Annotated in this window: 14 protein-coding genes; 12 read left to right on the forward strand and 2 right to left on the reverse strand. The window is 48.6% G+C overall.

The features are described from left to right. Positions 1 to 93: 93 nt before the first annotated feature. The 4 genes from glnA to Q0171_RS01150 all read left to right on the forward strand — a co-directional run bounded on the left by glnA (position 94) and on the right by Q0171_RS01150 (position 3,501). Positions 94 to 1,530, forward strand: a complete 1,437-nt coding sequence (gene glnA / locus Q0171_RS01135; RefSeq protein WP_299325794.1) for a type I glutamate--ammonia ligase — start codon at positions 94 to 96, stop codon at positions 1,528 to 1,530. Between the two features lie 60 nt (positions 1,531 to 1,590). Next, positions 1,591 to 1,914: a histidine triad nucleotide-binding protein gene (locus tag Q0171_RS01140; RefSeq protein ID WP_299325795.1), complete on the forward strand. Its 324-nt coding sequence runs from the start codon at positions 1,591 to 1,593 to the stop codon at positions 1,912 to 1,914. A gap of 271 nt (positions 1,915 to 2,185) precedes the next feature. Continuing rightward, positions 2,186 to 3,235: an AI-2E family transporter gene (locus Q0171_RS01145; RefSeq protein WP_299325796.1), complete on the forward strand. Its 1,050-nt coding sequence runs from the start codon at positions 2,186 to 2,188 to the stop codon at positions 3,233 to 3,235. Between the two features lie 50 nt (positions 3,236 to 3,285). Then, entirely contained in the window at positions 3,286 to 3,501 is a 216-nt protein-coding gene (locus Q0171_RS01150; protein ID WP_299325798.1) for a hypothetical protein, read from the forward strand. Between the two features lie 11 nt (positions 3,502 to 3,512). Here Q0171_RS01150 and Q0171_RS01155 read toward each other — a convergent pair whose 3' ends face one another. Then, on the reverse strand, positions 3,513 to 3,734 hold the full coding sequence (locus tag Q0171_RS01155; protein WP_299325894.1) for a hypothetical protein: 222 nt from the start codon (positions 3,732 to 3,734) through the stop codon (positions 3,513 to 3,515). On the opposite strand from Q0171_RS01155, the gene Q0171_RS01160 reads away from it, so the two are divergent. The 8 genes from Q0171_RS01160 (at position 3,687) to Q0171_RS01195 (ending at position 12,564) form a co-directional block, all read left to right on the forward strand. Beyond that, the gene (locus Q0171_RS01160) at positions 3,687 to 4,334 is read left to right on the forward strand and encodes an alpha-1,2-fucosyltransferase (protein ID WP_299325885.1); all 648 of its coding nucleotides are present in this window, start codon (positions 3,687 to 3,689) and stop codon (positions 4,332 to 4,334) included. The genes Q0171_RS01155 and Q0171_RS01160 overlap by 48 nt on opposite strands. 163 nt (positions 4,335 to 4,497) lie before the next feature. Next, positions 4,498 to 6,144 (forward strand): ABC transporter substrate-binding protein, encoded by a 1,647-nt coding sequence (locus Q0171_RS01165; RefSeq protein ID WP_299325800.1) that lies wholly within the window; start codon positions 4,498 to 4,500, stop codon positions 6,142 to 6,144. 23 nt (positions 6,145 to 6,167) lie between these two features. Further along, entirely contained in the window at positions 6,168 to 7,247 is a 1,080-nt protein-coding gene (locus tag Q0171_RS01170) for an ABC transporter permease subunit (RefSeq protein WP_299325801.1), read from the forward strand. Between the two features lie 9 nt (positions 7,248 to 7,256). Next, on the forward strand, positions 7,257 to 8,168 hold the full coding sequence (locus tag Q0171_RS01175) for an ABC transporter permease subunit (protein WP_299325802.1): 912 nt from the start codon (positions 7,257 to 7,259) through the stop codon (positions 8,166 to 8,168). Next, positions 8,158 to 9,975: an ATP-binding cassette domain-containing protein gene (locus tag Q0171_RS01180; RefSeq protein WP_299325803.1), complete on the forward strand. Its 1,818-nt coding sequence runs from the start codon at positions 8,158 to 8,160 to the stop codon at positions 9,973 to 9,975. The genes Q0171_RS01175 and Q0171_RS01180 overlap by 11 nt, the downstream gene beginning before the upstream one ends. A 122-nt stretch (positions 9,976 to 10,097) precedes the next feature. Next, the gene (locus Q0171_RS01185) at positions 10,098 to 11,423 is read left to right on the forward strand and encodes an ankyrin repeat domain-containing protein (protein WP_299325804.1); all 1,326 of its coding nucleotides are present in this window, start codon (positions 10,098 to 10,100) and stop codon (positions 11,421 to 11,423) included. Between the two features lie 35 nt (positions 11,424 to 11,458). Next, on the forward strand, positions 11,459 to 11,644 hold the full coding sequence (locus tag Q0171_RS01190) for a hypothetical protein (protein WP_299325805.1): 186 nt from the start codon (positions 11,459 to 11,461) through the stop codon (positions 11,642 to 11,644). 5 nt (positions 11,645 to 11,649) lie between these two features. Continuing rightward, on the forward strand, positions 11,650 to 12,564 hold the full coding sequence (locus tag Q0171_RS01195) for a glycosyltransferase family 2 protein (RefSeq protein WP_299325806.1): 915 nt from the start codon (positions 11,650 to 11,652) through the stop codon (positions 12,562 to 12,564). 46 nt (positions 12,565 to 12,610) lie between these two features. Here Q0171_RS01195 and Q0171_RS01200 read toward each other — a convergent pair whose 3' ends face one another. Continuing rightward, positions 12,611 to 13,405 (reverse strand): hypothetical protein, encoded by a 795-nt coding sequence (locus Q0171_RS01200; RefSeq protein WP_299325807.1) that lies wholly within the window; start codon positions 13,403 to 13,405, stop codon positions 12,611 to 12,613. Positions 13,406 to 13,463 lie beyond the last annotated feature (58 nt).

The raw sequence follows: 13,463 nt of genomic DNA on the forward strand, positions 1-13,463 counted from the left end.
GGGCTAGATTCTCGCTTTTACTTAGTTTTGCTATACTGCGGCTTTGTTTTTGGCTTTATTTCGCGCATTTACAACACCAAGCAAGGAGCGATAATGGCAGTAGCAAACATTGATAAAGTGGCGGTGGCGGAGTTTTTTAGATTCTGCGATGACAATGAAGTGGAGTTTATCGACTTCCGCTTCACAGATATTAAGGGTGTGTGGCATCACATGAGTTTCTCACGCTCTGCAATTGATGAAGAAAGCTTCCAAGGGCTACCCTTTGACGCAAGCTCTATCCCTGCATGGCAGCCAGTGAATAAATCGGATATGATGATTATCCCTGATCCTGTGCGCTACTTCATCGATCCTTTTACTGCGGATACCACGGCGGTGGTGTTCTGCGATGTGTGGGATATTTACAAAAACGAGCCCTATGAAAAATGCCCGCGCTCTATCGTAAAACGCGCGATGAAATTTTTACGCGAGAGCGGTATTGGCGATGTGGCGTATTATGGACCAGAGAATGAGTTTTTCGTCTTTGATTCTATAAAGATAAAGGACGCGGTAAATTGCCAATACTACGAGCTGGATTCCGAAGAGGGCGAGTGGAATCGCGCTAAAGAGTTTGAAGGTGTCAATATCGGGCATCGCCCCGGGACTAAGGGCGGATACTTCCCTGTGGCTCCGGTGGATTCTATGGTGGATTTGCGTGCGGAGATGGTAAAGGTGCTCAACCAAGTGGGGCTAGAGACCTTTGTGGTGCATCACGAAGCCGCACAAGCACAAGGCGAAATAGGCGTGAAATTTGGCGATATGCTAGAAGCAGCAGATAATGTCCAAAAGCTCAAATATGTCGTCAAAATGGTCGCTCATCTCAATGGCAAAACTGCGACCTTTATGCCAAAGCCCTTGTATGGCGATAACGGCAGTGGCATGCATGTGCATATTAGCATTTGGAAAAATGGTGAGAATCTCTTCTGCGGAGATAAATATCAAGGACTAAGCGATACAGCACTCCACTTCCTTGGCGGAGTGCTGAAGCACGCAAGGGCATTAGCCGCTTTCACAAACCCTAGCACAAACTCCTATAAACGCTTAATCCCGGGCTTTGAAGCGCCAAGCATTCTTAGCTACTCCGCGCAAAATCGAAGTGCTAGCATTAGAATCCCGCACAACAGCGGAGGCAAAGCAAAACGAATGGAGTTTCGATTCCCTGATAGCTCGGCAAATCCTTACCTCGCCTTTGCAAGTCTTTTGTGCGCGGGGCTTGATGGGATTAGGAACAAAATCGATCCGGGCAAGCCTATGGAGATCAATCTCTTTGAGCTAACATTAGATGAAATTAGAGAAAAGGGCATTAAGCAGCTGCCCCACACGCTACGCCACGCTATTGAAGAAATGCTCGTAGATAAGGCGTATTTGAAAGAGGGTGGGGTGTTTAGCGAAGAGTTTATCCAAACTTATAAAGCCTATAAGTTTGAGACAGAAATCTGGCCCTGGGAAGCCCGCCCGCATCCATTTGAGTTTTTGACGACTTATAGCTGCTAGATTCTAGCGGCTATAAGTTGCGCAGTGCAAGTCTTATATACATATCCCAAAGGAGTAGCGATGACAATCTTTAGCAAAATTGTGCGAGGCGAGCTTCCTTGCAAAAAAGTCTATGAGAGTGATGAGTTTTTGGCATTTTATGACATCGCCCCAAAGGCAAAGGTGCATATCCTAGCGATCCCAAAGCGCGAGCTAAAAGACTTCAACGACATCACCCCAGAGCTTATGGGGCGATTTAGCGCGTTTATCTTAGAGGTTGTAGAAGTTGCAGGGATTAAGCAGAGCGGCTATCGGCTTATCACCAATACAGGCACAGATAGTGGGCAGGAAGTGCCGCATTTGCATTTTCATATACTAGGCGGAGAGCGGCTAGGGGGGATATGATGGATTTGGCTTTTGCTAGTAGGGATTCAGCTTTGGGTGAGCAATGCGGTTGATTGCGCTATTTTTGGGGCAGTCATTACCGCTCTAGGTAACTCCTACCTCAAAAATAGCGCAAAGCAGCCACAGCCCCACCGCAATTCCTAGAATCCTTTGAAGAAGAACAAGGGGCTGAGTGTGAAAAGTGGATTCTAGGGAAACGCCTATTTTCTGTCATCGCGAGGCTTGAAAAGTGGCGTGGCAATCATAAGTAACAAACACAAAAGGAGCAAAAGTGGATTCTAACCCACAATCGCAGCAAAAAAAGATATTTTTCGCCTGTGCGTTTGCACTATCTCTTGGGCTAATTATATGGCTTTACTACGCCTTTTTATACACGATAATTATCGCGGCACTGCTTTGTATCGCGACTTATTGGATCAAGGAGTTTTGCTACCACAAGACTAGGAGCAATCTGCTTGCCTCTGCCCTTAGCGTGCTTATCTTGCTGGCATTATTTATTATCCCGCTGTATTTTGTGATCCATCGTGGGGCAGTGGGGATTCTAGGGGTGGATTGGAAGCAAGCAGAAGTGTGGTTTCTCCAAATCAAAGAGCTTATCCGCAGTGCGCTGCATTATCTGCCCTTTATCCAAGCCCAAGATGTGCTAGCAAACTTTTCTTTCTCATCAATCGCTGGCTTTGTGAGTCGCCTTAGCACCATAGTGGGCAAAAGTAGCGTGGGCTTTGTGGTTGATGCGTGCTTCATCGTGCTGTTTTTATCGGTGTTTTTCTACTATGGTGGGGCGTGGTATGGGTATGTGCGTAAGCTCCTGCCCGTGCGCGATGAGCAAATCGACCTTATAGCCGCAGATGTAAGTGGCGTGCTACGCGTGGTGTTTTTCTCTACAATCTTAAATGTCTGTTTGCAGGGCTTTACCTTTGGGGTGCTAGCAAGTGCCTTTGGGCTAGATGGTGTGCTGCTTGGCGTGCTATATGGGCTTTGCTCACTTATCCCAATCGTGGGCGGTGCGCTTGTGTGGCTGCCTGTGGGGCTTGTTTTGTATGCGCAAGGCGAAGTGGTGCAAGCGGTGGTTTTGGTGATATATAGCGTTATTTTTATCGGCTTTGTTATCGATAATATTATCAAGCCCTTTCTTATCCGCATAGTCAATCGCAAGCTCTTAGATAAGCCGCTCAATATCAATGAATTTGTGATATTTTTTGCCATTTTTGCAGGACTCTCTGCGTGTGGATTCTGGGGCATTATCATAGGACCTGCGATCACGGCGTTTTTCATCGTTATGGTTAGAATCTATGAGCGCGACTTCGCACAGGGCAAATGACAGAGCAGCGCAAGCAAATTGCCCAAAATACAGATCACAAGGAATAGAGTATGATGAAAGTTTTACTTCAAGGTGGGCTTGGAAACCAAATGTTCCAATATGCTTTCGCGCGTGCTCTTGCGCATCGTGGGTTTGACATCGCGCTCGATGCGAGCTGGGGTTATACCAAACGCCCCAATATACGCGCCATCACAAAGAATGCAAAACTCATAGCCCCAGCCACTGCCCATGAGCAGATAGGGGGGGGGACTCTAAATATTCTTTAGATTCCAGCACACTAAACTCCAACCCCCACACTCGCAATCTCGAGCTTACTAGATTTCAAATTAGCCTGCCGATCTTGCACCATGAGTGCAACTCCTGGCTTGATTACTATAGCTGCATATATCATAAGGCATGGCAAAGACTTCTCCATAGAAACAAGCCCTATGCTAGAGCCATCTACGCCCTCATACATACTCGAGATTCTGCCAAGCTCGAGCAAGATTTTCATGCACATCGCCGATTCCATCAGTATAAATATTTTGAAGGAGATTTTACAAATCTTTGCTATTTCGCCCAGATAGATTCTATCCTACGCAAGGAATTTACCCCATGCCATATGAGAGAATCCACAAAAACCCTCCAAACCCAAATAAAACGCACAAGCAATTCTGTCTTCCTCCATATCCGCCGAGGAGACTATCTGCGGGCAGAAAACTGGGAGTATGTCAAGGCTGGAAGTGCTTACTACAACGGCGCGCTTAGGCTTATCACTTCATATTTGCATCGCCCGGTGGTGTTTGTGTTTAGTGATGATCTGGCATGGTGCAGAGAAAATCTCCTCTCCCTCCTAGATTCTAGGCTATGCGAGAAAGCCGAATTTGTCTTCATGGGCAATGATGATGAAAGCAACGCCACAGATGATCTGGCTCTCATGGCAAGCTGTGAGCACGCTATAATCGCAAACTCGACTTTCAGCTTCTGGGCTGCGTATCTCATCGCAAACCCAGATAAAATCGTTTGCGTCCCTAGCGTATACCTCTGGAATGGCGCTATGCCTAAATGCTATCCACAATCTTGGCATAAACTTGATGTGCATTGGGGACAAAAAGCTTGAAAAGAGCTTAAAAATCACTGCCAAGCACGCTGCTAGATCTAGCCATATAATCCAGACCCTCACCTAGCTCCACTTGACTAAATATTACATAAATAAAAATTTTAATAATATAATTGCGTCTCATGTATCCTAAGTGGATATTCCAATAAACTAGGGGACGATAATGAGACTTTCAATATTTCGCAGATTTTATGGGCAATTGGGGAAGATTCTCCATGCGGCGCTTCCAATACCCCTTGCCATAGCAATCTATCTGCCAGCAAGCCTAAGCGCCCAATCTACCAAAACACTCACTATCGCCATATCCTCCCCTGTGGGCGCGATAAATCCCCAAGGCTATGGGAGTAATGCAATGTTTGCCCAAGACCTTGTCTATGAGGGGCTAACCAAGCTTGATACCAAGGGTGATATTATCCCAAGTCTCGCCATCTCATGGAAGATAAGCCCTGATGGCAAACGCTATACATTTCGCCTGCGAGAGGGTGTTAGATTCTCTAACGGCGAGGTGTTTGACGCTGATGCTGTGATTCTCAACTTCCAATCAATCCTGCGTCATAGAGAGGCGCACAGCTGGGCAGGGCTCACGCGCGCACTGGAATCTGTCCAGAAGCAAGATAGCCACACAATCACGCTCATACTCAAATACCCCTACACTCCCACGCTAAATGAGCTTTCTTTCGTGCGACCATTTCGCTTTCTCGCTCCTAGCGCATTCCCAAGCGATCTTGACTTAAGCAAACACGACCCTACCCCCATAGGCACAGGCGCTTATACCCTAGCTAGCCATGAGAAATCTCAAGAAATATTCACAATAAATCCCTACTATACGGATAGAGAGAGTGGAAAAGTGCCATATTTTGACACGATCATCGCACGCATAATCTTTGACCCAAACTCCAAGCTCGCCGCGCTTAAGACCGGGCAAGTCGATGTCATCTATGGACAGGATTCTATCTCGCTTGATAGTTTTAGCCAGATTGTCCGCGCACAAAGCGCGCAGCCCAAGAATCCAAGCAACTCCACAAGCCGCGATTCAGTCTTGCGCGCATATACAAGCCCGAGTGCCTTTACAATCTCGCTTGTGCTAAACCCAAACTCCCCCGCTCTCGCCACACAATCCACCCGCGAAGCACTCATCAGCTTGATTGATGTCGATACGCTTATCCACTATGTCTATGGAAATCTCGCTACCAAAGCGCATTCTCTCTATGCGCCAAACTCAACCTTGCTTGCCAGCCTAGATACCAAAACCCCAGAATCTAAATCACCCAGTGCGACTAACCATACCCACGCTCGCACACTTTCTGCGCTTATAAACCCAGCTAAACCACTAGAGCTAATATTTATCAGCAATAACCCAGCCCAAAAAATGCTCGCAGAGATTATCCAAGCCCAAGCCAAATCCTACCATATCCCCATAGCACTCAAAGGCATAGAGCCTAGTGCTTACACGCGTAGTGTCGTTTCTGGGCACTTTGATCTGGCGTTTGCGCAGACTTGGGGCGCACCCTATGAGCCATTAAGCCATCTCTACTCCATGCAGGCACAAGGACATATAGAATACACGCTATTTGCCAATCTCCCACAAAAAACCCAAATCTATGAGCAAATCAATCGCGCGGTATTTGCCACAAACACTACAATAATGGAAAAGCATTTACGCCAAGCACTAGCACTTATCACAGAAAGCGCTACCATTCTCCCGCTCGCCCATGAGCGCAATCTCGCCCTCACCCGAAGCGACATAGAGGGCATAGATATGGGCGTAAATATCATGGATCTCCCCGTAGCCAAGTGGTATCGCAAATGACCCCAAAGGATCGACAATCCCCCATGAGCCTCCAAAATCCAGCAAACCAAGATTCCACAGCCACCACACCGCCCACACCTAGCATGCTAGATTCTAGTGGCATGATAACCACTCAAGCAAGCTTTGGGAAAAACTCTTGCCCCAGATTCTGGCACGCTGGATTTTGGCATAGTAGATTCTGGCGATACACATTTATTCGCTTGCTCTATTTGCTGCCTGTGTTGCTGGTGGCATCGTTTGGAGTTTTCATGCTGCTGCGACTTGGCGGAGGAGACCCTGTGGCGCAGTATCTCTCCCTCTCTAATCTCCCAAGCACACCCGAGAATCTAGCGCTTACTCGCGCGAAATTTGGACTTGATGAGCCACTGCTACTGCAATATATCTCGTGGCTTGGCAGGGCTATTTGGCTAGATTTTGGTAGCTCATTTATGAGCGGGAAGGAAGTGGCGAGCGAGTTTTTCTCGCTGCTGCCTACGACACTAGCGCTGGTAGGAGCTGGGCTTGTGCTTGTCATCATCTGCTCGGTAATCCTAGGCACGCTTGGCGCACTCTATCAGGGCAGAATCCCAGATATGCTTATAAGTCTTTTTTGCTTCATTGGTGTGTGTATGCCAAGCTTTTGGCTGGCATTTTTGCTGGTATGGGGGTTTAGTATCACGCTAGGGTGGCTGCCTGCGGTATGGAATGGCTCACCAGCAAGCTTTATCCTCCCAAGCATTGCCATCGCACTTATGTCTGCTTGCGTGAGCGCTCGTGTGCTACGCGCGAACATGATTGAAGCCTCTAGTGCGCGCCATGTCATCTATGCCAAAGCACGCCTGCTTCCCAGAAGCCTTATCACCTTTCGCCATATATTTACCAATGCCCTCCTCCCGCTGCTAGCGATGATTGGCATGCATGTGGGGGAACTGCTTGGTGGTGCGCTGGTGGTGGAGAGTATTTTTGCTATTCCAGGGATTGGGCTGTATTGTATCCAAGCAATCAACAACCACGACTATCCTGTTATCCAGTGCTTTATCCTAGTGCTGTGCGTAGTTTTCACGCTATCAAATCTGCTTGTCGACCTCATCTGCGCCTATCTCGACCCTAGAATCCAGCCATAAACAAAACCCATGAAAACAAAATCTACACAAGCACAATCCCCCACGCTAGAATCACGATTCTCCTCTCTGCGCAAACACCAGCATTCACACCTACACAAACGCTTCTCCCTGCAAGGCAAACTCGCCATCACAGGGCTTGCGCTCCTAGCTCTCCTACTGCTCCTTACTCCCATTTTCAGCCCCTATGCGCCAGATTCTATGGATCTTTCCCAGCGATTCGCCCCACCTAGTAGCACACACTGGCTGGGCTGCGATCATCTAGGGCGAGACATGCTTACGCGGCTTGTCTATGGCGCCTATATCTCACTAGAAGCGAGCGCGTGTATCATCATACTTGCTATGGCTGCTGGGATTAGCATAGGCTGGGCTTCTAGTATGCTAGGGGGTGTGTGGGATAGGCTCATTATGCGTGTGTGCGATGTTTTCTTAAGTCTGCCTACACTGGTGCTAGCGCTGTTTTTCATCAGTGTGCTAGGCAGTGGGCTGGCAAATGTCATCATCGCAATCGCGCTCACACACTGGGCATTCTACGCGCGTATCGCACGATCACTCACCCAATCTTTGCGCGCACAAGAGTATATCGCCGCTAGCTACATGCAAGGCGTAAGCTTCTGGGGAAACTTCTGGAGCAATTTTGCCCCCACAATCACCCTGCATATCCTCGTGCTCGCTACCATGGATATTGGGCATATCATGCTACATATCGCAGGGCTATCATTTATCGGGCTTGGCGTGCAGCCTCCGCTAGCGGAGTGGGGAGTCATGCTTGGCGATATGCGCGAGTATCTTTACAGCGCGCCAGAGCTGCTACTCTACCCTGGGGTCGCGCTCTTTGTATGCGTGGCGCTTTTCTCACTGCTGGGCGATAGTTTGCAGCGGTATTTTTCGCTGCATTTGGAGGATATGTATCATGGCGCATAAGCTAAGACTTGATCGTGTAAGCGTAAGATTTGGGGAGAAACAGCTGCTAAAAGAAGTTTCTCTCGCAATCACACGCGGGCAAATCACTGCACTTGCTGGGCAAAGTGGTAGCGGGAAAAGTCTCTGCGCACTCACATTGCAAGGACTGCTCCCACCAAATCTCACACTAGATTCTGGGCAGATTTTGCTAGATGATATCCCTATATCTGGGAAAGAAGTAAGAAAAAGCTGCGCTATAATCATGCAAGCCCCCCGCACCTGCTTCAACCCTATCTATACGATGAAAACCCATATCCTAGAAACTTTACGCTCGCATGCGTGTGGTGCTCGTGATGGGGCAATATATAAACACGATGAGGCACTCTCTGGTGTGCTTGCGCTATTTCAGCGGCTAGGGCTGGAGGAGCGCGTGCTTGCATGCTATGCTCATGAGCTAAGTGGTGGCATGCTCCAGCGCGTTATGATTGCTATCGCGCTGCTTAGCGGGGCGGAATTTCTTATCTGTGATGAGGGGACAAGCGATTTGGATAGTATCTGCACGCGTGAGATTCTACATCTCCTGCGTGAGCTATGCGAGAACCCTACCCTGCACACCACCAGCCCAAACACCGATGAAGCCACAAAAGCAAAGGGGCTTGGCGTGCTACTTATCACGCATGATCACACACTTATGCGCAAAAGCGATGTGTGCTATATGCTGGATTCTGGGAAAATTTCCGCACCCATACAGAGCGCTTCACTAGCAAGCCTAGATTCTCACCCACCCATTACAAGATCTACTAGATCTCAAGCACCGACATTATCCACAAGCCAGCCAATAGCGCAAACCAAACCTCTCCCTAGAATCCAAACCACCCCTATCATCTCTCTCCATGCGCTCTGCAAATCTTATACACCCAGATCCCCAAGCCCGCTTGATAGACAAATCGCTGCCACAAATGTGCTTGATTCTATCTCGCTACAAATTATGCAAGGAGAAAAAGTCGCAATCATAGGTCGCAGTGGCAGTGGGAAAAGCACGCTGGCTAGGATTATCGCGCGGCTAGAGCCCTACGACTTTGGCAAGCTCATCTACACTCCACCAAACGCACAAGAATCTAGCCAGAATCCACCGCACCCCACGCTACATAGGAGCGCTAAAGCGAGTGCAGGACACAGAGAAACAAGCGTGAGCCAATCTCGCATGGATATAAAAGCACGCAGGGGATTCTACCGCGAGGTGCAGCTGCTCTTCCAAGATCCGCTAAGCGCCTTTAATCCACGCAAACCTATCTGGGAAAGTCTCACACAAGGGCTACGCGCACTACTTGACATACATGATACAAGCACACAAGAGCAGATTCTCTTCCCACTATGCTCGCAGTTGGAGCTCGATAGGGAGCTGCTTTTTGCCTATCCTAGCATGCTCTCTGGCGGACAAGCTGCACGCATGAACCTTATCCGCGCGCTTTGCATAGATCCGGCACTGCTTATTCTTGATGAAGCGACTTCTGCGCTGGATTTCGCGCTGGAGGAGCGCGTGTGGAGCTATCTTGATCGCGGGGTAGATTCTGGGAGTTTTTTACATCAAGAATCCTATATACCCAAAAAATCAAGTAAAAACCCAATATATCTAGAATCCATACCCCCCAAACTATCACCAATCTCATACAAAAAGCATAAGTCCTTGCTTTTTATCACACACGACATCGCGCTCGCGCGACGCCACTGCGATCGGCTCATGCTGCTAGATTCTGGGCGGATTATTGAGAGTGTGAGTAAGGAAGAGCGTTTTTCTAGCGCACTTGGCAGAGCGCTAGAGCCCTAGTAAAATCCAACCAAAATCCACTCAAAACACAAAGAGGCGTGATTATGCTACACTTGCACCCTTGATTAGCCAGGAGAACACAAACACACTCATTTCTAAATCCCATACACCTAAGGAGACTCATGAAAGTGCCACTTACCCTACGATTTCTCTTGCCACTACTCCTACTTGCCCCTTGTATCTCTCTCTATGCCAAATCCTTAGAATCCACCGCCAGTGCCACTAGCGCAGAAGAAGCCAAGAGTGCCGCGCTTGATGAACTCTCCCAGAGTATCATCGTGCAAGTAAAAGCCCGCCATGAAATCACCCAATCCCAGCACCAAAAGCCAGAATCCAGCGATACAGAAGAGACTCTAAGTCATATTAGCCACATCACCCTAGAATCTAGCGCGCAGTTTATCCAGCCCAAAATCACCTACAAAAAACTCTCCAAACACTCCTACCAAGCCCATATTCTCATTGATGACCCAGCACCCTATAAAGCTGCGATAGAAAAGCTTAGCACCCAAATAGATGCCCTAAGCATTGGTATAGAGTCGCCTATCACCCAGCGCGACTTGAAAGACAGAATCTACAAGCTCGAAAACATCATCACCATGTATAGGCAATACACAGCCTACGCACTCGTGCTAGAAGCTATGGACGAGCGCGTAGAGCATGCACCACGCGAGAGTCTAGGATATTTTGCTAGCAAATACGCCGCGCTTGACCCCAAGATGTTTGAAAAGACACCCGAACAAAGAGCCAAAGAACAAGCCCCTGCAACTTCTCAAGCAAGCATATCCTATCGCCTTCTCCCAGGCTATGACTCCAGCACTGCGCTTCTGCACGCTATCAAGGAAAATAACGCTGATGGCGTGTATTCTGCGCTCAAACATAAACTCAACCCTAATTTGCTTGATGACTATGGCACACCCTTATTGATCCTAGCGATTGAAAATCCAAAGCTTACTGCGCTGCTGCTGGAGTTTGGAGCTGATCCAGAAGAGCCTGACAATGAAGGCTACACGCCTCTGCTCTACGCCATAAACCAAACCGATATGCAAAAGACCTGCCGCTCTATCCGCGCGCTCCTAGAGCACGGAGCCAGCCCAAACCACAGCGCGGAAATTGATGGTAAAACACAAATCCCACTGCTAGAGTTCTACCGCAAGTTCTCCATGTCGCCAAATTTCGCAGGCAAATTCTGGGAAGATCAAGGCATATATTACTGCGATAAACGCGAGCTCATCGAGCTATTTATCGCCAAGGGTGCAGACATCAATGCCCGCGATGATAGAAATGCAAGCCTACTAGGAGAGGTAGCACTATCTAGCGATCTTGATCTTGCGCGGCGGCTGCTGGATCTTGGCGCCAAGCCCAGCCCCCACTACGATCGCGCTAATACCAACACCCCTGCGGGTAAAAGTATCCAAGCGCTGCTCGATCATGCCTACAATAGTAAGTGAGCCATGTCAGCCATATCCCAAACCAAAGGAGTCTTATGCGTTTTATCACATACGCCAGAAAATCCATCATAAAGCCTATATTGCTGCGCTTTCTTAATGAGCGCCAGATCATCAAGCTCCACTTCATCTACAAGCGTAGCCCTGCGAAATCTCCGTATCAGCGCTTTTATCTGCGAGGTATGTTGCAGCAAATGCGTATGCGCACTAGGCATAGCACCTAAATTCCATGGGGGGGGGGGATAACCAACTAACCACCCCAGAATCCACTCCATACGATCCGGATTCTCCTAGCTCCCAAAACTCCATTCAAAACCCCGCCCAAGCCAAATCTACAAACACAGAATCTAGCCCAAAGCAGACCAATCCCCCAGCACCATTAGCAGTATCGCTCACCTCTTTCCCCGCGCGCATAGGCTATCTTCACCACACACTCTACTCGCTTTTCACCCAGAGTGATAGAGATTTCACCATAGCGCTTTTCCTAAGTGAGGAGGAGTTTCCCAAGCGGCGCCTCCCACTTATCCTGCGAGTGTTTGCGCGCCTTGGGCTGCTGCATATCCACTGGGTGCGCGAAAATCTCCGCGTGTATAATAAGCTATTCTACTCTTTCCAGACATACCCAGAGCATGCAATCATCACTATCGATGATGATCAAATTTATGACTCGCAGCTCATTAAGCTTCTGCGCGCTTCCTATGCACGCTTTCCTACATGTATCCATACCAATTCATCTTACATTGAAGAGATTGCCCACGCACTTGGAATCTCGCTTGAATACTACACCCCTATCATACAAGAATCCCGCCCACATATCGCACTCTCTTTTCTAGGGGTCTCTGGCACGCTCTATCCGCCTCATGCGTTTGATGAGCGCTTCTATGCTACCAAGCAGATTCTAGCGCTCTGCCCGCATGCTGATGATCTATGGTTTTTTATCATGAGTGTGCTAAATGATGTAGAAAAAGTGCTCATATCTGGCGCGCTGGGGCACTCTAGTGAGCCTGCTATCGCAGTATTTGAAAGCCCAAATCTCTGGGAAATCAATGTCAGCCAAAACCAAAATGACTCCCAGCTCCAAGCTCTCCTAGCAGCCTATCCAGAAGCCAAGCAAAAGCTCCTAGACTCACTAGCTACATGCTAGGAGTCTGCAATTTAGCCAGAGTGGGACAGCGCATTACAATCTAGCCCTAGATTGAGAAGTCGTAGTAACACACGCTCACCACAAACGAAAATCCAAAAAACTTCGGCTCGCCATACGCGCGCGCATTTACCCCGCGCAACACCACGAGTGGATAGGCGTAGCTCGCCTCGGCTTTGAGCCCAAAACCTCGCATGAGATTGACAAAAAGCCCTGCATTGAAATTCGCACCATGAATATTGTATTGATTAGGGTCGTTGGGGAAAGTAATATGCTGGAGGTTGTAGCTTATGCCGATACTTGGGATCACATAGCGGGCGATAAGATAGCTCGCGCGCAAGCCAAAATTCAGCGAATAGTCTTGGGCTGCGACGCCATTGACATAGCCTCCTAGCATGAATGCGTTACTTGAAGCCATCTCCCCAGAGCCTGCCCAGTGCAGCCCCCGCTCAAGCCCGAAAAACACTCCACGAGCCACACGCGAGAAGCTAGAATCTAAGGTAGATTGGCTGGCAGCGGGACTAGGCGCTGGGCTCGCGCTAGAATCTGGCGCGCGTAGGGTAATGCGTGGAGTGTGCAAATAATTTTGCGAGTAGCCTATGGAGAAAGAGCCATAGGAGCGCTTGGCGATACTAATGGGCTGATAAAGCTTGGTAAAAGAGAATGGGCTGCGGGAGGAATTAGAAGCGGGAAGTTGGGAGGAGGTGGATTTTGGAGTGGGGTCTGTGGTGGATTCTGCGGGGCTAGAATCTAGTGCGAGCGGGGTAGATTCTGCCACACTAGGCTTGGCATGTAAGACAAATGCTAGTAACAAAGCGCCCATCATCAAAATCACTCTAGCCAAATCACTATCCTTTAAACAATACATATAATGCTTATCTCAAATCATCGAGCACATCTTA

The organism is uncultured Helicobacter sp., from assembly GCF_937906905.1.
GTDB lineage: Bacteria > Campylobacterota > Campylobacteria > Campylobacterales > Helicobacteraceae > Helicobacter_B.

Excerpts from the sequence above, each read along its gene's own strand:
- glnA (WP_299325794.1), top strand. The coding sequence starts at position 94 with ATGGCAGTAGCAAACATTGATAAAGTGGCGGTGGCGGAGTTTTTTAGA.
- Q0171_RS01140 (WP_299325795.1), top strand. The coding sequence starts at position 1,591 with ATGACAATCTTTAGCAAAATTGTGCGAGGCGAGCTTCCTTGCAAAAAA.
- Q0171_RS01150 (WP_299325798.1), top strand. The coding sequence starts at position 3,286 with ATGATGAAAGTTTTACTTCAAGGTGGGCTTGGAAACCAAATGTTCCAA.
- Q0171_RS01155 (WP_299325894.1), bottom strand. The coding sequence starts at position 3,734 with ATGTGCATGAAAATCTTGCTCGAGCTTGGCAGAATCTCGAGTATGTAT.
- Q0171_RS01165 (WP_299325800.1), top strand. The coding sequence starts at position 4,498 with ATGAGACTTTCAATATTTCGCAGATTTTATGGGCAATTGGGGAAGATT.
- Q0171_RS01170 (WP_299325801.1), top strand. The coding sequence starts at position 6,168 with ATGAGCCTCCAAAATCCAGCAAACCAAGATTCCACAGCCACCACACCG.
- Q0171_RS01175 (WP_299325802.1), top strand. The coding sequence starts at position 7,257 with ATGAAAACAAAATCTACACAAGCACAATCCCCCACGCTAGAATCACGA.
- Q0171_RS01180 (WP_299325803.1), top strand. The coding sequence starts at position 8,158 with ATGGCGCATAAGCTAAGACTTGATCGTGTAAGCGTAAGATTTGGGGAG.
- Q0171_RS01185 (WP_299325804.1), top strand. The coding sequence starts at position 10,098 with ATGAAAGTGCCACTTACCCTACGATTTCTCTTGCCACTACTCCTACTT.
- Q0171_RS01190 (WP_299325805.1), top strand. The coding sequence starts at position 11,459 with ATGCGTTTTATCACATACGCCAGAAAATCCATCATAAAGCCTATATTG.
- Q0171_RS01195 (WP_299325806.1), top strand. The coding sequence starts at position 11,650 with ATGGGGGGGGGGGATAACCAACTAACCACCCCAGAATCCACTCCATAC.